The organism is Neolewinella agarilytica (assembly GCF_900110645.1).
GTDB classification, from domain to species: Bacteria; Bacteroidota; Bacteroidia; order Chitinophagales; family Saprospiraceae; genus Neolewinella; species Neolewinella agarilytica.
This window is the reverse complement of the sequence record NZ_FOFB01000010.1, coordinates 64,183-85,581: the sequence shown is the minus strand read 5'-3', so window position 1 is coordinate 85,581 and position 21,399 is coordinate 64,183. Positions and strand designations below refer to the sequence as shown.

Below are 21,399 nucleotides of genomic sequence, written 5' to 3'. Positions count from 1 at the left end.
CCTTAACATTTCCTCTTCACCCGCTACCTTTGCGGCATGTCTTATTCCCTTCTTGTAGTCAGTGATTATCGTGATAGCCACAACGCCGTTCGGCCGGAGGGGCAGTGGTTTATTGGTCTGGTGAAAGACTTTGGCTACCGGGTTACCGTAATGACCAGAGTAGAGGGCGCCAGCTATATAGAAGAACTGGAAGCCGGTGGGGTGCGGATCATCGACTGGCACCCGGAGAGTAAGTTTGGTGCTGAAGATCGAGACGGCATCCGGGCAGAGTTGGATGCCAACCACTACGATTTGTTACATCTGTTCAACAACAAAAGCATCGTCGCGGGTATCCGCGCCGCGAAAGGCTGGCCCGGTAAAGTACTTACCTACCGGGGATACACGGGGAACGTGCACTGGTGGGACCCTTCGGCCTGGTTTCAGCATTTTAACGCCAGAGTAGACGGTGTTATTTGTGTTAGCCAGGCGGTGAAAGACAGCTTTGACGGGCAACCGTTCTTTGATGACAACAAAACCATTGTGGTGGGCAAGGGACATGATCCGGCATGGTATGCCGGCGTAAAGCCCATCAACCTGGAAGCTGAGTTTGATATTCCGCCGGAGCGTAAGACCATCATCATCGTAGCTAATGCCCGCCGGATGAAAGGAATGGACTATCTCGGTGCGGCTATCCGCCGACTGCCGCCGGAGTTGGGCATTCACTTTCTGTTCGTTGGCCGTGGGCTGGAAACTCCGGAGCTGGGCTCCGATCTGGCCGATAGTTATTATGCTCATGAGCACACGTTTGCGGGCTTCCGGTCGGATGTACTGAACATCCTCGCCGCCGCCGATGTGAGCCTGTTGCCAAGTGTAAAGGGAGAAGGGCTGAGTAAAGTATTGCTGGAAAGTATGTTCCTTGGCCGGCCAACGGTGATGACCGACATCGGGGGCAATCGTGGCCTGGGGGTCGATGGAGAAACAGCTCTCATTATTCCTGCCCGTAATGAAGAAGCTCTGCAGGAGGCGATAGAACGCATTGCTTCAGAGCCGGAGCTGAGACGTAAACTGGGGCCAGCCGGGAAAGCGTACATCACGGAACACTTCCGGGCGGACAAGACGGTGAAGGATTTGCACCGGGCTTATGAACAAGTTTTGGGCGCGGCCGCAGGTGCAAAGTAGGGAAGGAGAAGCAGGGTGGTGAGCGCTTCGGTCCGATCGCCGAGAGCTTTCAATTGTCCTGCCGATCACCGGCCTTAGCCTTATTGAACTTGAGCTACTAGCCCCTGCAACTCCCGGTAACTGCTGATCTGCCCCCGGTTAAACTTCCGCTGGTTTCCGTTATAGAACAGCGTAACCGGAATGGAGCCTCCCCGCCAGTTCTGATCTACGCGATAGAGCCAGCCGTTATAGTTGTTGTCCGTGAAGGAAACCACTGGTAGCTGCATGGGCCGGTCTTCGACGAATTCTTTCAGTTTGCCGCGAATGTCCTGTGGTTTATCCAGGCTAACCATAATGACCTGCAGGTCGTCTCGGCTTGTCTCTTTAGCCAGTTGCTCAAAGTAAGGAAGCTCCGTAAGGCAGGGGCGGCACCAGGTAGCCCAGAAGTTGACGACATACGTGCGGCCATCATTCTGGTTGAAGAGGGCCTCCATCTCGTCAAAAGAGGCGTAAATGGGGTAGGGGAGATTGGGGTCGTTGGGCGTAAGGGTGCTCTTAACGGCTTCATTAGCCACTTTGGTGTAGGCACGGGCCGGGCCGGAACCGGCACAACTCATGAAGCCTGCGAGCAGGAAGAGGTAGAGAGAAAAACGGGATAAATCCATAGTGTGCTGTATTGATCTTTCTTCTTAACGTATGTTTCCCTTAGAGCGTGTCTAAACCTGGCTTTTGTGGCGACTGCTGATAAATTTTGTTCTGATCATGGCGCGATGAGGGAGCTTGGCCAAAGCCAAGTGACCGAAGAAGTAACGTAGATCAGGATGAAATTTGGCGCAGGTAGCCCAAAGTGTTAAATTTAGACACGCTCTTAATCCCGTGTCCAGTAATCAAGAACCAGCACATCTGCCAGGTGAGGGCCCAATACTTCAACGAAAGCCTGGTGGTCAGGATGAGGAAGATATACTTCCCGGTCTGCCTCGCTTTTAAAAGTGACGAAGAACAGGTGAGTAAACCCTTTGTCTAATCCTTCGGGGCTGTTGTTGGTTCCCCATTCGAAATCGTGGATAGCGTCGATCTTTTCAGGGAGTTCACGGAAGGCTGCTTCAACCATGGCTACTCCGTCCGGGTAGCTCTCTTCTTTAAAAGAAAACATAACGGCATGACGCAGGAGGGAGTCAGGGGCTGCAGCGGCCACGTCGACGGAGATGGTTTTTACCTCAGTAATGGCTTCGGCCGTGGAGTCCGTACCACAAGCACAAAAGAGAAGGGCAAGGAGGAAGAAAAGTGAATGTTTCATCCATCTAAGGTAGAACAAGATGTACATACTGTAGTACTGGTGATACAGACGCGTTGCTGAATGAGAATTCTAATTGTAAGTTTGCCAGCACATGCGCTTAAAAGACGAACAGAAATTTGAAGCCATCATCCGGGCAACGCTAGAGCTTACACATGAGAAAGGGCTGGCTGGTATAAAGATGAGTGAACTGGCCAGGAAGGCTGGTATCGCTACGGGGAGCCTGTATACTTACTTTGAAGACAAACAGGATATCCTGCTTTCCGTTGATCGGGAAGTCCGAAGCAGAGGAGCGGCCTATTTGATGCAGGCAAGTACTGATGATGAGGAAAACTATGAAGGCAGGGTAAAGACTTACGTAGGGCAGTACGCAGATTTTGTAAGCGCTAACCGCGAAGCCATTCTGTTCATCGATCTATTGCAGCGATCTCCCTTTATGACCGAACGGTCTTATCAGGATACGGTAGACCAGTATCGGTTTACGCTTGAGTTAGTTGAGGAAGGGCAAAATGCCGGATTGGTACGGGAAGGAGACCCCGAAGAGATGGTACACGTTATTGATAGCATTATAAAAATGCTGATCGATCATCGGCAAACACACCTCAAGGGGGCCTATGATGAAGAAGTGAGAAATCGTTGTAAAGAGTACGTTTGGGCGGTGCTTAAAAAGTAGATTAAAGTTTTTTCAAGGAAAACCCTGATTTAGTGCTCTTGATTTGTGAAATTTATATCAATTTGACAATTTATTTTAATGGTTTGTATATTTTGAATCATTTTAATGAAAATACTTGTGTGTTTGGGCCTAAACATTGCATCTTTGCTATTGCAAGGACGAAGCGACGGCAAGTTCTTAAGCAGGTTACAAGTTGCAGGTTGCAAGTTTTTCCAACCCACAACTCGCAAGCTGAAACCTGCAACCAATAATGTAAGGTGATGAAACTGGCAGCCATGCCCGCTTGTCTCGCGGGTGGGGAGCCCGGAATAAACCAAATTCGATGCTCCGACGGAGTTCTGCTTCCCGGAGCAATGAATTTTGGCTAACCGCCCTTTGCAGGTTCGACTCCTGCCCTTACAGCGAAACGGGTTACAGGTTGCAGGTTACAGGTTACAAGTTGTAGGTTTTTCAACCCAACCTGCAACCTGCAACTTGCAACCTGCAACCTGCAACCTGCAACCTGAAAAACCACAATGTAGAGTGATGAAACTGGCAGCCATGCCCGCTTGTCTCGCGGGTGAGGAATCTGGAATAAATCACGGCTCAATGCTCCGACGGAGCCCGCTCCCCGGAGCAATGAGCTACTGACTAACCACCTCTTGCAGGTTCGACTCCTGCCTCTACAGCGAAACAGGTTGCAAGTTTCAGATTACAAGTTGCAGGTTTTTCCAACCCACAACTCGCAAGCTGAAACCTGCAACCAATAATGTAAGGTGATGAAACTGGCAGCCATGCCCGCTTGTCTCGCGGGTGGGGAGCCCGGAATAAACCAAATTCGATGCTCCGACGGAGTTCTGCTTCCCGGAGCAATGAATTTTGGCTAACCGCCCTTTGCAGGTTCGACTCCTGCCCTTACAGCGAAACGGGTTACAGGTTGCAGGTTACAAGTTGCAGGTTTTTCAACCCAACCTGAAACTTGCAACCTGCAACCTGCAACCTGAAAAACCACAATGTAGAGTGATGAAACTGGCAGCCATGCCCGCTTGTCTCGCGGGTGAGGAATCTGGAATAAATCACGGCTCAATGCTCCGACGGAGCCCGCTCCCCGGAGCAATGAGCTACTGACTAACTACCTCTTGCAGGTTCGACTCCTGCCTCTACAGCAATGTTGTTCAATATTATCTTTTGTATTCCAGCGTATATTAATTCTACAGTCTATTGGGCTACTTCCTGGCAAAGGGAGTAGCCCAATTGCTTTTAGGAGATTCCGTTTCTCTCCGCTTGCCTCCCCGCTTCTTATTAACGATCTTTGCGGCATTGAGGCAACTGAACCCCATTCCTTCCGGTGCGTTTAGTAAGCCTGAACTACGAGCAAAATTTATCCTGCACTTATGAGTATTGTCGAAATGAAAGTTCCCGTCATCGGGGAATCCGTCACTGAAGTAACCCTCTCTGAATGGCTGAAAGCTGACGGTGAGTACGTGGAACAGGATGAAGCCATCTGCGAATTTGAGTCGGATAAGGCCACGCTGGAGTTCCCCGCAGAAGCTGCGGGCAAACTGATCTATGTTGCCGCCGAAGGAGATGACCTCGAGATTGGTGCACTCGTAGCTAAAATCGATACCAGTGCCAGTGGCGGAGATGCTGCTCCTAAAGAGACGGCCGCTGCTCCTGCACCTGCTGCCAAAGCGGAAGAACCGGCTCCGGCTGCTGCTCCCGCGCCGAGCACCAGTTACGCTGCGGGGACGCCAAGCCCCGCCGCCGGAAAAATTCTGCGCGAAGCAGACGTAGACCCCGCTACCGTAAATGGTACTGGCCGCGACGGACGAATCACTAAAGACGACGCCCAGAAAGCCGCAGCTGCGCCCAAAGCCGCTCCCGCTGCTGCTCCGGCACCTTCCTCTGCACCTGCGGCCGCGCCCGCTACGGCTTCTTTCAGCCGCGCAACCCGCACGGAGAAGATGAGCCGCATGCGCCGCACGATTGCCAGCCGCCTGGTCTCTGCGAAGAACAACACGGCCATGCTAACCACTTTCAACGAAGTGGACCTGACCGAAGTAATGGCCCTCCGCAAAAAAGTACAGGATAAGTTCGTTGAGAAGTACGGCACGAAGCTCGGCTTCATGTCCATCTTCGCTAAGGCCTGCGCCGTGGCACTGATGGAAATGCCCGACGTGAATGCTCACCTGGCTGAAGACGAGAAGAGCCTGATCTATCACGACTTTGTGGACATCAGCTTTGCGGTCTCCACGCCTACCGGCCTTGTCGTGCCCCCGATCAATAATATCGAAAGCCTGCACTTCGCAGATATTGAGTTGAAACTCAAAGACCTCGCCGCGCGCGCCCGCGCCAACAAGCTCAGTATCGAAGAGATGCAGGGAGGAACCTTTACCATCACCAATGGCGGTGTCTTCGGCTCCATGCTTTCTACCCCGATTCTGAACCAGCCGCAGAGCGCTATCCTGGGGATGCATAACATCATTCAGCGCCCGGTGGCGGTTAACGGCGAAGTGAAAATTCGCCCCATGATGTACCTCGCGCTGAGCTATGATCACCGGGTGATCGACGGTTCCAGCTCCGTTACCTTCCTCGTGCGCGTGAAGCAGCTACTGGAAGATCCGACGCTGTTATTATTAGGGGTGTAACCTCCGCCAGAATTAAGGCTTTAGAACGGTCCGTCCATTTCTTTTGGGCGGGCCGTTCTATGTTTCTGACCGTTCTGTCCTCACATGGTATCCCCAAAAAAACAAAGGACATTATTTGTGTACTGATACCTTAAATTGCATCTGACCTATAAACACCGACATGAAAAATATACCTGACAGTTTTTTCTTTCCGCTAATTTTCCTTCTTCTCTTTAGCTGCGACCCCAACGCCAGCGATGAGGATATGATGATGGACGTTTTACCCGTAGACCTAATTCTGACCGGCGACATCCGGGAAGCCACCACTGGTGAACCGTTGACCGGTTGGATCGTCTGGGCACAGAACGGAAGAAACCTGAATTTCAACACCCTCTTGCGGGACACCGCCGTCGTTCGATCGGATGGAAGCTACCGGCTCGAAATTGGCCACTTTTCAGAAAATACGGATACCAGAGGGATGTTTGCCGCAGAAATCATCGCGGCGAAAGAAGACTTTTACAACTTCTCCTCCGTTGACCTGCTACCTCCCGAGTTTGCTGACCGGGATACCTCAATAGATTTGCGTGATTGTTTCTATGCCGGTATTGATGTCCAAAACCGCTATATTTACTATGGTGGGCGGTCGTTGGATTTTAGTCAGACCGATCCACCATTAGTGATGCGCAACGTAAATGCACACACTAATTCAGAAGCGATGGCCATGCGCATTGAGCTTTCTGACCCTCCCTCCGGTTCGCATAAGGTGGTGGGCCAGTTTATGGTAAAAGATGATGGCTATAATTTGCCTTTCTTCAATCTCAGGACAGGAGCATTCTTTACGGAAGACCACTATGAGACCTCTACGTGCGTTCCCGCTGACCGGCCATTTACCCTTGAAATGATGGCGATCTTTTACGATGAAAATGATCCTCTGCCCCGAATTGCCGATACCTTGATTTTTCGGGATACTATTCTGCAGTTTGATCCCGTACAAGACACTCTGATCATTGCCTCTTTCTAAGAGATTAGGTCATCTGTCGGACCAGGCGAAGAACCAGCTTTGGTGAAAACCTTTTGTCGGTTTATCTTAAAGTAAGTACCCAACGATAAACCCTGAAAATGATGCTACGACTCCTTTTCCTGTTTGGCCTGTGTTGTACGACTCTGTATGGACAAGGTGACGTTTTCTTTCAAGAGGATTTTTACGAAGGCGTTTGCCCTTATGACTCCTCCCAAACCGGGTTCTATCCCCGAAGCTATGCGTTTTTTATTACCCTGGATAATACTTATGATGGTGTCGTTGACAGTAGCTGGTGTCCGGTATTCAGTTATGAAGAAGGACGACCTTCACGGTACCGGCTGGAGCTGGAAGATTTTGACTTTAACCGCAAACTCTTCATTCGGGTACTGTTTACGGATCCCGTAGCACAGCCTATCCGGCCCAGTGCGGACTATTATCTGGAACTGGACCTCTGGAGCGAAGCCTTAGGGCTGAACCCGGATTCTCTCTGTAGCCATCGCATACTTAGATATGCAGCCGTTGCTAATTCCGGAGATACGATCGCCCGGTCATTTACCTTTGACCTGCCGGATACTTATGTGGAGGAGGCCGTAGACAGATGCTTTTTTACGGAAAATTTTGAATCTCAGTGGGTCACGGAACTTGGGCTTAGCCTTTGCATGCAGCGGGAAGGCGATATGCCATGGTTGTCTACCTACGGCTTCTCGATGTATAACGAAGAATATCTTTTATCCGAAGAAGTGACGGACATCACCTTTCCCCTTTCCTCACTCAGAGATAGCGTGTACATTGATGATCTTTGGAATATTGTGACGACTGTTCCTTCAGAAGAACCTGGTTTTCTGGCGTCCTATTTCCTGCCTCAGTACAACGACCGGCTACCGGGCCCGACGGCCATCCGGTATACGGACGTGGGTATTGAGGGAAACCCCGATACGGTGGTGAAAATGTTCATCCGTCAGGATCGGGAGCTTAGCCTGCAGTTCCCTCCGTTCACAGGGCTCCGGGGAGCTCCGGTAACGGGAACTGATAACCTGCGGCATCAACTGACGCTTTCTTATCCGGAGTATTACTTCGCCTCTTGCTTTTCTTTCATTGTCGAACGTCCTGCACCGGTAAGTACCTTCTTTGAGTTTGGCAGCGACAGCCTTCACTTTGATGGCCCCGAGGGCTGCATTTATCTCGACCGGAAAGCGGGCATTATTCTTCGTCCTGACAGTGATTTGCATTACGGCAGCTCCGGGCAGGGAATGCTGGCTGTTGAACCGGAGAGTAAAATTATCGTTGGTGCCGGATCATCGTTCAACATTGGTAGTACCTTCCGTATTCTCAACCGACCAGAAGAGCAGGTCGCCCATATTTACCTGGAGGAGGGTAGCGTGCTTTCCTTCGGCGAGCACGCCCGTGCGGAGCTTAAGTTTCCGGAGGAGCCGGGCTTCATTGATGTATACAACAATGGTGGGGCCGTGAATTTCGGGCCGCTTACGCCCGCCGAGCAGGCATTTTTTCGATTCATTTATCCGGAAAGCGATGTAGAGCAACGGGTAGTACAGGATATACTGGCTTTCCCAAACCCGGTAAAGGCCGGCGACAGGGTGGGCATTCAACTGCCGGATGCCGAGATGGGGGAAAGAGCGGACTATCGCCTGCTGTCGTCAACGGGGCAGGAACTGCTGACGGGACAGGTTTCGCTGGACAGCTCACCGCTGATTCAATTGCCCGCTAAACTGGCCGTGGGGGTATACTGGCTGCTGGTGGACAGTAGCGACCGTCGCTACCAGCGACGGCTGCTGGTTCATTAGTATGGATTTTAGTCTGTATTCCTGGAGTTCTCTCATTGAACCCGTTTAAATTTTTTGCTGCGCAGTACTTCGTGCTCTGAGCTGGCCGCTCCGAAACCAGGGGAAATCAGGGCTCGGATAAGGTCGCGAACGAAAAGTTTAAACGGGTTCATTCGTCAAACTCTTTCATGCTCTGAAGAGCGGATAGCGGGGTGAAGCCCCCAGTGGCGAACAGTAAGCTGATGACGGTTGCGTTCATCATGACTACCCGGACGTTCATCATGGTTTTTTTGCCAAAGCACTGCTTATACCTTGATTTGTGGCATGAATCGGGATACCTTTAGTTACCTCGGTTCCGGAAAAGGATATACCATGCTACTAGCCATTAACAAATACCCCCAACTTCAGGACTTTTTCCTTAAAGGACAGAGCTGGATCTTCTTTTGCATCATTCTCTTTGTCTCCCTGATTTGTGTATCGGAAGGGAACATCATCTCCGGCGGGGCTTATCTGAGCGTCGTGGCTGGTTTTAGCCTCGTGTACGCACCTACCTTATGGTTTGTAACTATGCGGGATAAGCTGCGGGACAGCCTGAACAAATGGGGCTACCGGGCCCTCTGGCTGGCGCTATTTGCCGGCTACCCGCTACTGCTGACCGGGCTCGAACTGGCCATCAACGACTTCCTCATTTCCGGACCTATATTTGAGGAGGACAGCTCCAACAACAGGGAGACCATCTCCATCATGGGAGCTTTCTTATTCGCTATGGCCACTCTGCTCCACGTTGTGCTCGAAAACCCCTGGATGCCCAATTTTAAGCGCTTTTTCGGTCGTCTTAGCGTACCTAAAATTATCGGCCTCTTCGCCATTATCGCCTCCATGCTCGGTGTCGCAGGCAGTGATGGTTTTCAAGAAAGCACAACCGGCCTGAGCGAGCCACTGGCAGTAGGTCTCTTCTTCACGGGAGTATTCCAGACTTTACTGGTATACGCGCCCTATTTGCTGCTTTTTTATGTGCATTACGAATTCGTCTATCGGCGGTTATTAGCTAAGCGCGGGCTCCTCTTTTATGGCTTGGGAATGGGGGCTTTGGTGCTTCTGTTTACCCCTGTTCATTCGTTCTATGCACTGCTGTTTCCGGCCGTCCGGCACTGGTGGGTACACCCGGCCGGCTTTCACATGAGCGTGATCGGGGAGGCTAGCTATGCAGTGAATGTAGGCTTCACCGCGCTCTCCATTCCAATTATCCTTTTTCTGGAGTGGGTCCGTAAAACAAAGACCATCGCCCTCCTTGAAAAGGAAAAAACCGATACCGAACTTAGCCTCCTCAAGCAGCAGGTTAACCCGCATTTCTTTTTCAATACCCTCAATAACCTTTATTCTCTCAGCCTGAAACAAGACCCCGCCACCCCGGAGACCGTCCTCCAGCTCTCCGAGCTGATGCGTTACGTTATTTACCGCGCTAAGGAAGAAAGGGTAGAGCTGCAGGAAGAGGTCAAATACCTGGAAGATTACCTCGATCTTCAGCGCATCCGCCTTTATCAGGAAGCTGACATCGACTTCGTCATCGACGTGGAAAACCCGGAGCTGGAAGTGCCTCCGCTACTGTTTATCATTCTCGTGGAGAACGCCTTCAAGCATGGTATCGAGCCGGCAGTAGAAGACTGTTTTCTCCAGATAGAACTCATCGAGCGAGGTGGGGAGATCACTTTCATTTGCCATAATTCCCGCGAAGAAAGGGAGGAAGACGATCACCAGAAACCCGGCATTGGCCTCGAAAATATGACCCGCCGCCTGGAACTTCTCTACCCCGACCTGCACGAGCTTAGTATTCGGGAAACGGCCGTCGATTATCGTGTGGAGCTTACCCTCTGGGAAGCGATGCCATTGACAGCACCTGCGCCTGAAGAGGATGTCTATGAAGTGCGTTATGATTTGGATGAGCAGCTCTTGTAGAAAACCTTCCCGCTAATACCCTGGTGTTCCACCCCAATATCTGCTGCCTCCCCATGAAAAGAACAATTATCCAATACCTCAAGCATCTGGGGCTGACCCTTCTTGTGCTCATTCCGGCTCTTATCCTCTTCGGGCTTTCCATTGGGGCGACCCTGAATTATGGCGATCAGGACAACGCCGGCAACTGGCATGACGATGGCCCTTACGTTTTCTACGAAAACGACTCAACACTTACCGTTCACTACGTGCAGGGAAACCGGGATGATGGCTTTTCGGTGCAGCAGGAAAGCAGCGGAGCGGGGGCGACTGTGCCTTGTTATTACCCCTACGATTCCAGTAGCTTTGAAGTGACCCTTCAGACGGATTTTGCTACCCCAGCCGCCACTTATAACGACGGCGAACCCATCTTCGCAATCTCAGACATTGAAGGTAATTACCGGGCCTTCCGCAATTTTCTCATTGTCCATGGCGTGGTGGATCAGGATCTTAACTGGACCTTCGGAAAAGGGCACCTGGTGCTGGTGGGCGACTTCGTTGATCGTGGCGCCTACGTCACCCAGTTGCTATGGCTGATGTATCGGCTCGATGGCCAGGCTAAGGACTCCGGTGGACATTTACACTTCATCATCGGTAACCATGAGCTGAAGAATATGCACGGCGACTTCGGTAGCGCAGCGCACAAATACTTTCGCGTTGCTTCCTTTCTTGACCGGCAACAGTACGAACTGTGTGGCCCCAATTCGCTCATCGGCCGCTGGATGCAAAGTAAAAACGCAATCGAAGTCATCAACGGCCACCTGTTTGTTCACGGAGGCATTTCTCCTGATCTGACGGATACGGACCTTGACCTGGAGACCATGAATACTGTCTTACGGGATAATTATCGCCGGGCTTATTTCCCCAAGGCTGATGAAGAGGATTACCGGGCATTACTTTCCGGCAGGTGGGGACCCTGCTGGTATCGGGGCTACTTCAAGGAAGATTTGTCCGATGAGGAGGTCGCCCGGGGACTGGCAAAATTCGGGGCCAGGGACGTTGTCGTTGGCCATACCTTACAGTCCAAAGTCCGGACTTATTTCAACGGTCAGGTCATCGCTATTGACGTAAAACATCCCTCCGATCATGAAAAACGATGGCCTAAGGGAAGTTCCGAAGCCTTGCTGATTGATGGGGAAGATTACTTTCGCTTACTGGAAGATGGTGATCGAAAGCTCCTTAAGCAGTAAATTTAGCATGGAATAAAAACATCGATTTGCCCTCCATTAAAAACATCTCTGCCCTCGTTATTGACGACGAACCACTGGCCCATCAGGTCATTGAAACCTACGCGCAGGACCTCGATTTTCTCGAGGTCGCCGGGCACTGCCACCGGGCTACGGAGGCCTATGGCTTCCTGGCGGAGCACGCCGTTGATCTCATTTTTCTGGACATCAATATGCCTAAGCTCAAGGGGCTGGACTTTCTACGAACATTGGACCGCCGGCCCAAAGTCATCATCACTTCAGCCTACGGTGAATACGCCCTCGAGAGCTTCGAATTGCAGGTGAGCGACTATCTGCTCAAGCCCTTTCGCTTTTCCCGGTTTTTGCGGGCGGTCAACAAAGTCCGGCAGGAATTAGAGCAGGGCGCGGACGCAGGTGCAAAGGAAGGTAGAAAAAGCAGTGGAGCCTCTGCTGAAATAACGGACCACCTCTTCGTTAAAGTCGATCGCCAATATCGCCGCCTCGACTTCAAAGACCTCCACTACCTCGAAAGCTACGGCAACTACGTCAAGCTATGGACCAGCGAAGAAGACTTCCTGCTCACCGCCCGAACCCTCAGCAGCTTCCAGTCGGAATTACCCCCGACTTTTCAGAAGATTCACAAAAGCTACATTGTCAATAAAGCCCTGGTCGATTACCTCGAAGGCAACCAACTCGCTATGCGGAGTGGCAAAATTCTACCCGTCGGAAAATTGCAGCGGGAGGCGGTAAAGCGGTGGATCGTAGGCTGAAGCAAACAAAAGCGCAGCTACCCTGGGGTAACTGCGCTCGTATCCGTCAAAGCGGAAAGGGGAATGCCATTAAATTCGGATCGTGCTTCCGTCGAATTTTGGCAGCGTCATGGAAAAATTCTCTCCGAAGGTCAGCTTCTGTTCTTCCAGAATGGCGATGGCGATGGCTTCTCCCATCAGCAGCGATTCGTAGTAGTCGGTGAAGTAATGGACTCCCGCCCAGTTCCGGCCGATGGCGATGTTGGACGCCAGTTTATTCAGCTCTCCCTCCACCGTTAACTGGGCCAGCTTACAGTCTTTGTTGAGCACCGGGATCACGTCGAGTTTCTGACCATTATTGGTTGGTACAAAAGCCAGGTTGGCCGATTTTAGCTGGTAACCCGGAAAGGGCAAAACCTCCGCCAGACCCATAATCTGTTGGGCTTCGCTGGCGGCCGGATCACTGGGGTCAATCAGGGATAGTGGCGCGCAGTGGTCGAAAAACGCTTTCAAAATCGTTACGCAGGCCCCCGCTACGGTTGCATGACCCGCCCCGTAGGCCGGGTGCATCGGGGAGCCTTCGCAGAAAGCCATGGGCAGCAAGTGACTGTCAGCTTGTTCCGCTGGCGGCTTACTCCCGTTCTGGACAGCGTTGTGAGTCTTCACCTCATCGAGGATATTGCTAAGGTCAGCGGCCATTTTCATCAGTTCCGGTGCCTGGTCCCGCAGCACATCCACTTTGTGGATACGAGCGGCCATAACTTCCGGGCGGCAGCGACGGTGGACGTTATACTTCTGAAACCGGACGGCCTTCAGTGCCCGCGTGGCAACTTCTGTCACCAGGGATAAAATGTGAGGTCCGCCAAAGTGCGCAAAGCCCTGCTGGTGGTCGATGTTGTCTGCCGTCTGAAACGGGATGCCGGGATCGAAAGGTGTCCCGTTGCCCAGGAGCAACAGGCAGGCGTTCAGGTAGGCCTCATATAGTGCATCGTAATGCACGTAGGTGGCCAGGTCGCGCGGGGTGTAGATGAACCGGCGGGCAGGCGCCGCCTGGTAGGCTTCCTGGCCTCGCAGGTCTGCGGCATTTTGCACGTCAAGGTATTCTTCCCAACTGGTCATGTAATCCTTGCCGGGCTCCGCTACCCGGATGCGCTGGTCAATGTCAATGGCGCCGTAGCTGATGCGTCCGTCTGCGGGCGTCCGCTCTCCGTCGAAGCCGGCATCACCGGCCAGCAAAAACTGAGAGAGGTAAGGGCCAACGTCGTCTCCGCGGGTGATGCCACGGAAGGCCGTCGCCGGAGTTGGAGCAGTCCTGCGCCGGGCAGCAACCTGCGGGTCGGTCACGGCTCCGGTGCCGGCGAACCAGGGTAAGTCCGCCATTTCGTCGGTCAGCGTCTTGATCTCTTCCACTTTCGGCTTTTTCCCTTCAACGATATCGAGGAAGTTGGTGGCGGAGATGTCGTCTTTGTCCTTCGTTACGCCAAGCCCCATCACCCCTGCGGAGAAATGGCGGAAGGGTACGTCCCGAAGGAGAGCCTGAGCATAAATTTCCGCCATTTCTGCCGTCAATTCATCACTGCCCACGGAAGGTGCCGGAGGCATGGTCAGCGCCTGCGCATCGGGGCCCTGCAGATCGAAGGCCAGGCCAGCGCTCTGGCTTTCCCAGGCCCGGACGTTCAGGTCAGGAATGCCCTGGGCTTTGGCTGAAAGCCACGCCGGTGGCGTGGTGGTGGAACCATTGCAGTTGCCGTCGTGGCCGAGGGGTGTATCCCGAAAATCCCGGAAATCACCACTGTCAATGGCGCGAACGAAGAGTTGATAGTGGTCGGGATTGTCGATCAATCCGGTATCCGGATGGTGCGGGAGCCCCTTAGTGAAGGAGGCGAGGTAGCTCGGTAAGCCTTCTTTGTCAAGGCCATGGGTGGCCGTCGTCGCCGCGCAATGGCGGAAACGTTGTTCGTCGCTGTTCTCCAGTTGGGGCGGATGAACGCGATCCCGGGCCATCTGGGTAGCCTGGCTGCGAACGGTGTGAGAATTGTGTCTTCTGTAAGTCATTGGGATGTCGGTTGAGATGAATAAAGAGTACTACCTGAGGGTTATGGGTGATAAATGCGTTGTTCAGGTATACTACAAAATTCAGGGCATCCGATGGACATCCGCTTATAACTTTTGTTATCCCGCCTTTGGTGTAGCCGTGCCGACTGTTGAATGAGGACTTCCTCTTGAAGAGAGTTTGACCTTTTTTATGTTACTTTATAGTGGATTTTTCCAAAAACCGCTCAACAATCACCGCTAAATCTTCGGACACGATCTCCAGCCGCCTGGATAATGCTGAAATTGCGCCTCGATCACTTCTTCGGAATTAGATCCGTTTAACTCTGGACTTGAAGTAGCAGTTGTTCTTGTCTAAGAATATATCCAGGTAGGTCTCTTTGTGGTAGCCTGGACTATTGTAGTCATAACTCACGTAGATATCTTTATGACTTGCTGAAAAGCTCAGGCGCTTTCTTCAGCGCTATAAGATAGGCTGATTGATTTTTACGCTAGTGATAAGAAAGACAGGGCAATTGAATTTGCAATGCGGAAAATATGGAGAATTTTCGCAAAATTTGTGCGCTAAGGCTTCGCGCTTTACTTAGCAGGTAGTCATTGTAAGAAGTCAAGAAACATATGGTTGGGTTTGACCTTATTCGTATTAGAACACTGAAAGTTTTGAATGCTTAAGTCATGACAAGTCATTACTCTTGATTCACTACAACAAAAAAATAACATGATACCGTCTTTTAGCTTGCCCCATCATTATAAATTGAATTACCAGAAAAATTCAAATATCCTGGCAGAAGAGTACAAAGTTATTTACTTCAATACACAAAAGAATGCGAACTCGACAATGAAGGCTCAATTTGTTGAGGTGTTAGGCTTGAGCAAGACGAAGGATTTTCCAAAAGATGTTCACTACAGCTATAACTTTCCAGCTGCAATGCAGAGTGAATTACTCTCAACTTATCGAAAGTATCTAAAGTTTATCATTCTAAGAAACCCGTGGGAAAGATTAGTCTCTTGCTACAAGAGTAAAATCGAATCCAGTAGTAAAACTGGTGAAGATTACATTTTGGATAGTAGCCCTGACTTGTACATAGGAATGCCATTTGAGGAATTTGTTGAGGTAGTCTGTTCGATTCCCGACTCTAAAGCAGATTTTCATTTCTGTTCCCAAATTTATTTGGCACTTTATGATGATGGTACGTTTCCAATGAACTACCTGTGTAATATGGAAAATTTAGCCTTTCACATAAAGGAAATCAAAGAGAAAACCGGGATTCCATTTACATCACTTCCTCAACTTAACAAGAGTGCAAATTTTAGATACGAGACCTTTTATACGCCAGACTTGGTTGAAAAGGTAGCGGTTCGGTACCAGGCAGATGTTGAATTTTTTCAGTACAAATTTGGGGTAGAAAATAAAGATTTTCCTTTTGGAAAGGTTTCAGAAAGCTGGAAGGATGAAATGCTGAATCATCCTATGATGATTACCCTCATAAAAGAAAAGAATCAAGAGCTTCTCCAACAAGTGAAGTTAAAAAAACTGGCTCAAACCAAGGAAATAAAAAAAATGGAAAAAGATATCGTCAAGTTGCAAAATAACCAGAGGGAATTGCATGCCATCAAGGCGTCTTTTGTTTGGAAAGCCGCTTATCCGTTAAGGAAGGTGATCTCCTTTTTTTTAAGAAAGAATACTCATTAGAAGATGAATCAGTCAAATCGTACAATTACCTCTTTCCCGGCCAATCGGGTTGCTTTTTTTGATCAAGCATTTTGTGATTATTCAATCCTGCTTATCGGAAAGGAAGTGTCTGAATCCGATGTCATAAGTTCATTAAATTCTTTTCATAGTCAGCGTGACGCCCAGAGAATCACTCATTTTTTTGAGCGAAACAGTATATACTCTATTGGATTAGTTAGGAGTAAGGATGCGAATTGTTTTCAAGACGAATGCTACTTAATAGAGCAAAAAATTGATCTTGAGGTGTCACATTTACTTGTTCTATTAGAATATCGTAGTCCTGATGTGGCCTTTAAACCCGGTGATGTTTCTGCTGAAGAATGTTTTTTGATGTCACCTAGTGAATTTGCTAATTCCTGTAGAGACGTAATTTCAACTGGTTTAGCTTATCATTTGGTGTTAAAGGCTATTTCCAAAGAGTGTGCTGTCGAACAAATTGCGGTTCACCAAATAGCCCACCCAAACCCGTGTTTTCCATTAAAAAATACTGTGTCAGAGGGTACAGAGGTAGTTATGCCTCATCGTGGAAATTTAAATGACCTAAGGACGGCGCTATGGTATTTAGAAAAGCAAAGATTATCGCCTAAAAAGGTTTCTGTATGTTTTGATGAGGAAGTTGCAACGCAGCATTTTTCTTTAATCAAGGACTACAAAGAAGCAAACTTTTTTGTGAACCTGCCGGAAGGGGTCGGTCCATATCCGTCAAGAGATGTGCTGGCGCGTTCCACGGAAGAGGAAATAATTACCTTTCACGATTCGGATGACTGCTCTACTATCGATCGAATAGCCGTGTTGACTGCTAAATTAAAAGACGAACAATTAGATGTAGTGGGTAGTCATGAATTACGGGTCAATAAAATAAGCCAACAACTAGAAGCGATTCGTTACCCCCTGGATGTAATAGAAACAAGAAAGAGGGAGAACCGGTATGGTATCCTATTTCCGACTACAGCGATAAAAAAATCTGCTTATCTCAAAGTTGGAGGGTTGTCAACGATAAGAAGACACAGTTCGGATACTCAGTTTTACTTAAAATCCTTCTTTTTTCTTAATATTAAGAACGTAGATGAATTCTTGTATATCCGCATCAAACGGGAAAATTCTTTAACCACCGCCCCTGATACCGCTTTGGGAACCCCGGTGCGGGAAAGACTTCGACAGCAGTGGGGATTAGATTTCTTAAGAATGCAATGCCTAAATATCGATTTGTCACTTTCAACTCTAATAGACGAAAAAAATGTAGTGCAGATTGAAGTCGTTCCGTTAGAAAAAGAGAATGTTGACATGATTTTATCTTGGCAAAAATTCCGGCGTCAGATAAAGGAAAAGAGTATTTCTAAGCAGATAAAATCTGTGATGCCACCAGACGGAGAAAATATGATTAAAGACAGGTTGCTATCTCTTAAGCTTGTGAAATTTCCGCGCCCTGACAACTTAAAGTCCAGTTTTTTTTGGCAAACTGGATGGGCTATCTCAAGAGTAGTTGTAATTCTGGTCAAGTGGATACCTGCGATTAGAAAGCGCTATTAGAACGAGTTTTAATTTCCCCCTCTTCACTCATTGGCGGAAGGTTTTGCCTCTGACTCCACTGGAAACGCTAGCCGATTTGTTGGTTTCTCCTGTACTTTCGCCTCGCCCATAAAAAATATGCTCACCATTTACGGATCAGGAAAGTCTAAACACGCTCTTTACATTTCATTATGTCGTTAGGTAAATAAATAAGTATGAAGAAACGATGGTTGAAAATAATTCGAAAACCTAAAGCAGTTGTGGCCAGGTATAAAGAAAAGAAGCTTTTAGAGAGTGTTACGGGTGTTATCCATGTCGGGGCTAATAAAGGCCAGGAGGCAGGTCGATATGCTGAGCATGACCTGAATGTGCTATGGATAGAGCCCATTCCTGCCGTATTTGACCAATTAATAGAAAACACCAAAGCTTATAAAAAGCAAGTGTCAGTACAAGCGCTTATTACAGATGTTGATCACCGAGAGTATGAATTTCATGTCGCAAACAACAATGGTGCATCCTCATCAATTTATCAGTTCAAAGAACATGAAGAAATCTGGCCACATGTGAAATTCACCGAAACAATTTCCTTGAGGAGTATTACTTTGTCCTCGTTGTTAAAGCGGGAGAAAATTGATCCTGGAAAATATCAGGCCTTGGTAATGGACACTCAAGGGTCAGAACTGTTAGTGTTGGCAGGTAGCCTACCTTTATTGAAGCGCTTTAAATTTATCAAGACCGAAGTTGCAGACTTTGATGCGTATCAAGGAGCATGTCAAATTCAGGGTATGAACGACTTTATGCGTAAAAACGGTTTCAAGGAATACTTCAGGAAACCATTCGGGCGGCCCACGAAGAATGGAGGAAGGTATTTCAACATAATTTATTTAGCGAATTCCTGAAATAAGTAACCCGTATTCGATATGTAATACGCTTTCCGAAGCTTGAAAAGGATAGAATTTCCGTGAAATCTTGTGAGCCTTTAGACCTGATTTGCGTCGATTCTTCATTGTTGAATACTATCTGAAATTATGGTGTAAAAAAAACTTATGCAAAAATTTATAGTTGAGGTAATCCTGCCGCGATTGGAAAAAAGGGGGTTTGTTCTACAGCAAACCATTGAAAAGCAAAGAGTGGTGGATCTGATTCAGAAACTACATCCACAGCGAACCCAATTTCAGCTAACCCGATTAGGAGCAAAAGGGGATGGAGGATATTTGGTGCCTGATTGTTTAGAGGATATTACCGCGTGCTTTTCTCCCGGAGTAGCTCGGGTAAGTTTATTCGAGTTTGATTGCCTGGAACGAGGTATGAAAATATTTATGGCCGACAAATCTGTAGATGAGCCAAACTGGAAAGTTGACAAAAACAGGTATAGTTTCGAAAAAAAGTACATTGGCTGTACTAACAACGAAACCTTTATGACTTTAGATAACTGGTTTGAATCGTCTGACTTGTCCAACGATACAGAGTTGTTACTGCAAATGGATATCGAAGGAGGGGAATACCCCGCGCTTATGAACGCTTCTGATGAATTGATGGGTCGATTTAAAATTATGGTTATCGAGTTTCATCGATTGAAGAATCTCTGGAATCGAGGCTTCTTTGATGTGGCAGAGACGGTCTTTGACAAAATTCTGCAAACTCACGTTTGCGTTCACCTCCACCCAAATAATTTCAAGGGCCCCAAAGGGTCTGTTTATTCTCTTTTTGGAGTAGATATCCCAAAGGTCATGGAGTTTACCTTTCTCCGGAAAGACGTCGCTGAGATAAAAGGCTATCAAACAGAGTTTCCTCACCCTTATGATTTTGATAATGCTGCCAGGGGGCATTACCCGTTACCAGGCGACTGGTATAGAACTGAAAACGAATCATAGAATAACTATGCTAGAATTAATTCCAACTGGAGGCCTTTGCAATAAAATGAGAGCTATTGATTCGGCAGTTTCATTCTGCGAGGCCTACGATTTGCCACTAAAAATATATTGGATTAAAGATGAAAATTTAATCAACTGCCGGTTCCATGATGTTTTTGAGCCACTAAAAAACCTGAGGGTGTACGAGTTAGATAACTTGCCATTCAGGTTCAGGAAAGGGAGGGTACGCAACCTGTTTTTACCTAATGTCTTGCAGAAAATGCCATGGGCCGGAAAAATATTCGATCGATTTGAGATTAAAGATTTTAAAAACAGAGGCGGTGATTTTAAAGAGCTGTACGATGAATATCAACGGCTCGTCTTTTTTTCTTTCTCGCGATTTTTTTCGCCGGAGAAAAAGTATAGCATTTTCAAGCCATTGCCAATTGTAGAGCAAATGATAGAACAGGAGAGCCGAGCCTTTAATAGTTCTACAATCGGTATACATATCAGAAGAACGGACCACGAAGTAGCTATAGAAAAAAGCCCGTTGGAACTTTTTGAAAGAAGAATAGAAGAAGAAATGGAAAGAGATGCTCGGGCTAATTTTTACCTGGCGTCAGACTGTTCTGATACCAAAAGACACCTGGTGAAGAAATACGGTGATGTTATATGTACTAGCTATGATCCTGGTGATAGAACGACGCTAACAGGAATGTATAGAGGAGTTACTGAATTGTACGCTCTCTCTAAAACGTCAAAAATCCTTGGTTCCTTTGGAAGTTCCTACTCTCGCACGGCTAGCGAGATAAATGGAGCCGAGCTAACTTATGTGAAGCAGTCGAAAATTAATGGGCAGCATTAATGTGACTGACAATAAGGCCGTGATGAAATTTGCCTAGAGTGTATATCCAAGTAAGCTGATCTCTCTTGCGAAAGCAATTTTTATTAACTCAATGGCTTTTTCATCCAGCACATCTTTATAGTTTCTGACTTTTCTTGAATTACTTTTAGCTTTATACTTTATCATTTTGAATGGTTCGTCCAGTTGTAGCTTTTCAGTAAGATCTTTTTCGAAAAAGTCAAAAGACTCATACCGGTAAATAGTATCTACTGCTGGCAATTTCCCAATTGCGTACAGATCATAGGATCGCATTTGTGCGAGGCCGCCATCTGAAATCCAATCAGAAATTCGTTCATACTTTTCGTCAGCTTTTCTCCAGTAGTAGAAGGAAACTACTTTGTCAAAAGGGTTGCGTTCTGTTGTGAATTTAAAATAAGAATCCCAGGTTGCCTGGTCAATTATTTGGCTAACTTCTTCACAGGAGATATGGTTGTAAAACCCTCTCGGTTCTTTGCCCTTTCTGAAATGTATCCAGCGTTCTCGCCGACTCCACTTATCCCTGGGCTTTTTATAGTTCTGAGCACATCGAAAGCCCAGATTGTGTCGTATTTTTTCGTCAGCAGGAGGTAGTGGTGTAATAATGTCTTCCTCCCCGCAAATTTTGCTCAAAGAAATTTCAATTGAAGTTCCAGCTGTTTTTCGATTTTTAAAGTAAATGAACTTGTGCTCATGGGAGATAATCATGTCAATGTTCTTTGGAGGATTTTATGTAAGGACTTTCAACTTAGGTTTACGAATGGAGCCTATGAGTAGCCACGTGCTGGCAACGGTCTCCCTGAAACAGCTCGGTATATTTTCTGTTTTTTTCAATAAGAGCCTGATGAGTACCGGTGTCTGTGATTTATTCAGCCTGGAAAATGTGTATAAGCAACCTACTGAATATTTAAGGCCCCTTGCCCCCCCGCAACC

The 21,399-nt window shown here is 48.3% G+C and carries 17 protein-coding genes; 13 read left to right on the top strand and 4 right to left on the bottom strand.

Annotated elements, in window-relative coordinates; translation table 11 throughout:
• Window positions 1–36: 36 nt before the first annotated feature.
• Window positions 37–1,158 carry a glycosyltransferase family 4 protein gene (locus BM123_RS10495; RefSeq protein WP_090168059.1) on the top strand — a complete coding sequence of 374 codons (1,122 nt, stop codon included), beginning with the start codon at window positions 37–39 and terminating at the stop codon, window positions 1,156–1,158.
• Window positions 1,159–1,238: 80 nt separating this feature from the next.
• Here the strand turns inward: BM123_RS10495 and BM123_RS10490 are convergent, their stop codons facing one another.
• Both BM123_RS10490 and BM123_RS10485 read right to left on the bottom strand, forming a co-directional pair.
• On the bottom strand, window positions 1,239–1,802 hold the full coding sequence (locus tag BM123_RS10490; protein ID WP_090168056.1) for a TlpA disulfide reductase family protein: 564 nt from the start codon (window positions 1,800–1,802) through the stop codon (window positions 1,239–1,241).
• A 203-nt stretch (window positions 1,803–2,005) separates the two neighbouring features.
• Window positions 2,006–2,434, bottom strand: coding sequence for a Dabb family protein (locus BM123_RS10485; protein WP_090168232.1), 429 nt, complete (start codon window positions 2,432–2,434; stop codon window positions 2,006–2,008).
• Window positions 2,435–2,525: 91 nt separating this feature from the next.
• Between BM123_RS10485 and BM123_RS10480 the strand changes: the two genes are divergently transcribed.
• The 7 genes from BM123_RS10480 to BM123_RS10450 all read left to right on the top strand — a co-directional run bounded on the left by BM123_RS10480 (window position 2,526) and on the right by BM123_RS10450 (window position 12,461).
• Window positions 2,526–3,104, top strand: a complete 579-nt coding sequence (locus BM123_RS10480; RefSeq protein WP_090168054.1) for a TetR/AcrR family transcriptional regulator — start codon at window positions 2,526–2,528, stop codon at window positions 3,102–3,104.
• A gap of 1,373 nt (window positions 3,105–4,477) precedes the next feature.
• Window positions 4,478–5,731: a 2-oxoglutarate dehydrogenase complex dihydrolipoyllysine-residue succinyltransferase gene (odhB, locus tag BM123_RS10475; RefSeq protein ID WP_090168052.1), complete on the top strand. Its 1,254-nt coding sequence runs from the start codon at window positions 4,478–4,480 to the stop codon at window positions 5,729–5,731.
• 160 nt (window positions 5,732–5,891) lie between these two features.
• The gene (locus tag BM123_RS10470; protein WP_090168050.1) at window positions 5,892–6,731 is read left to right on the top strand and encodes a hypothetical protein; all 840 of its coding nucleotides are present in this window, start codon (window positions 5,892–5,894) and stop codon (window positions 6,729–6,731) included.
• 98 nt (window positions 6,732–6,829) lie between these two features.
• Window positions 6,830–8,533 (top strand): hypothetical protein, encoded by a 1,704-nt coding sequence (locus tag BM123_RS10465; RefSeq protein ID WP_139211840.1) that lies wholly within the window; start codon window positions 6,830–6,832, stop codon window positions 8,531–8,533.
• Between the two features lie 303 nt (window positions 8,534–8,836).
• Window positions 8,837–10,468, top strand: a complete 1,632-nt coding sequence (locus tag BM123_RS10460) for a sensor histidine kinase (protein WP_090168047.1) — start codon at window positions 8,837–8,839, stop codon at window positions 10,466–10,468.
• A gap of 53 nt (window positions 10,469–10,521) precedes the next feature.
• Entirely contained in the window at window positions 10,522–11,694 is a 1,173-nt protein-coding gene (locus tag BM123_RS10455; protein ID WP_090168045.1) for a metallophosphoesterase, read from the top strand.
• A gap of 26 nt (window positions 11,695–11,720) precedes the next feature.
• Entirely contained in the window at window positions 11,721–12,461 is a 741-nt protein-coding gene (locus BM123_RS10450) for a LytR/AlgR family response regulator transcription factor (protein WP_245748499.1), read from the top strand.
• Window positions 12,462–12,530: 69 nt separating this feature from the next.
• Here BM123_RS10450 and BM123_RS10445 read toward each other — a convergent pair whose 3' ends face one another.
• The gene (locus tag BM123_RS10445) at window positions 12,531–14,495 is read right to left on the bottom strand and encodes a vanadium-dependent haloperoxidase (protein ID WP_090168043.1); all 1,965 of its coding nucleotides are present in this window, start codon (window positions 14,493–14,495) and stop codon (window positions 12,531–12,533) included.
• Between the two features lie 715 nt (window positions 14,496–15,210).
• Between BM123_RS10445 and BM123_RS10440 the strand changes: the two genes are divergently transcribed.
• The 5 genes from BM123_RS10440 to BM123_RS10420 all read left to right on the top strand — a co-directional run bounded on the left by BM123_RS10440 (window position 15,211) and on the right by BM123_RS10420 (window position 20,451).
• Window positions 15,211–16,185, top strand: a complete 975-nt coding sequence (locus tag BM123_RS10440; protein WP_090168041.1) for a sulfotransferase family 2 domain-containing protein — start codon at window positions 15,211–15,213, stop codon at window positions 16,183–16,185.
• A gap of 3 nt (window positions 16,186–16,188) precedes the next feature.
• A complete protein-coding gene (locus BM123_RS10435) occupies window positions 16,189–17,754 on the top strand; it encodes a glycosyltransferase family A protein (RefSeq protein ID WP_090168040.1) in 1,566 nt (521 codons plus the stop codon).
• Between the two features lie 194 nt (window positions 17,755–17,948).
• Window positions 17,949–18,632 carry an FkbM family methyltransferase gene (locus BM123_RS10430; RefSeq protein ID WP_090168038.1) on the top strand — a complete coding sequence of 228 codons (684 nt, stop codon included), beginning with the start codon at window positions 17,949–17,951 and terminating at the stop codon, window positions 18,630–18,632.
• A 147-nt stretch (window positions 18,633–18,779) separates the two neighbouring features.
• On the top strand, window positions 18,780–19,607 hold the full coding sequence (locus BM123_RS10425) for an FkbM family methyltransferase (protein WP_217642154.1): 828 nt from the start codon (window positions 18,780–18,782) through the stop codon (window positions 19,605–19,607).
• Between the two features lie 7 nt (window positions 19,608–19,614).
• On the top strand, window positions 19,615–20,451 hold the full coding sequence (locus BM123_RS10420) for an O-fucosyltransferase family protein (protein WP_090168037.1): 837 nt from the start codon (window positions 19,615–19,617) through the stop codon (window positions 20,449–20,451).
• Between the two features lie 33 nt (window positions 20,452–20,484).
• Here the strand turns inward: BM123_RS10420 and BM123_RS10415 are convergent, their stop codons facing one another.
• Window positions 20,485–21,174 (bottom strand): sulfotransferase family 2 domain-containing protein, encoded by a 690-nt coding sequence (locus BM123_RS10415; RefSeq protein WP_090168035.1) that lies wholly within the window; start codon window positions 21,172–21,174, stop codon window positions 20,485–20,487.
• Window positions 21,175–21,399: the final 225 nt, after the last annotated feature.